This is a genomic window from Paractinoplanes toevensis (genome assembly GCF_018332695.1).
GTDB classification, from domain to species: domain Bacteria; phylum Actinomycetota; class Actinomycetes; order Mycobacteriales; family Micromonosporaceae; genus Actinoplanes; species Actinoplanes toevensis.
In genome coordinates this window covers 1-475 of the sequence record NZ_BOQN01000271.1, presented here as the reverse complement: position 1 = coordinate 475, position 475 = coordinate 1, and the positions used below count along the sequence as shown (strand labels likewise).

Sequence of the window (475 nt, the reverse complement as noted above, 5' to 3'; positions counted from 1 at the left end):
TCGCGGTCGACGACCACCGCGTACAGCCCTTCCTTGCCGCCGAAGTGCTCGTAGACCACCGGTTTGGACACCTTGGCCCGGGCCGCGACCTCTTCCACACTGGTCGCGTCGAAACCCCGCTCGGCGAACAACTGCCGCCCGGTGGCGATCAGCTGTTCCCGCCGCTGTGCGGCCGACATGCGGACCCGGGGTGGGGTCGCCGCCGGCCGCTGTCGCCGTGCACGAGTTTGGTCGTCTTTGCTGTCGCCTGACTCGGTCACCCGGCCATCCTGCCAGGTGCTCCGGCTCCACCGTGTCCCGTGCCGGTCACCCCTTGATCATCTTCGCGGCCAGCCGTTCCCGGTTCGGCCACTTCACGTTCCACGCCGCGCCGGTCTTCTCGAAGAGCCAGATGAGCCGGGCGGAGCTGTCGATCTGTCCACGCAGCACGCCGTGCCGGGCGCAGGTCGGGTCGGCGTGGTGCAGGTTGTGCCAG

The 475-nt window shown here is 69.5% G+C and carries 1 protein-coding gene and 1 pseudogene; both read right to left on the bottom strand.

The annotated features are described in order from the left end of the window. A partial coding sequence (locus Ato02nite_RS51165) for a helix-turn-helix domain-containing protein (protein ID WP_213013996.1) occupies nucleotides 1–260 on the bottom strand: 260 nt, incomplete at its 3' end. Nucleotides 261–306: 46 nt separating this feature from the next. Then, nucleotides 307–475, bottom strand: a pseudogene (locus tag Ato02nite_RS52420) (acyl-CoA desaturase); the annotation flags it as partial.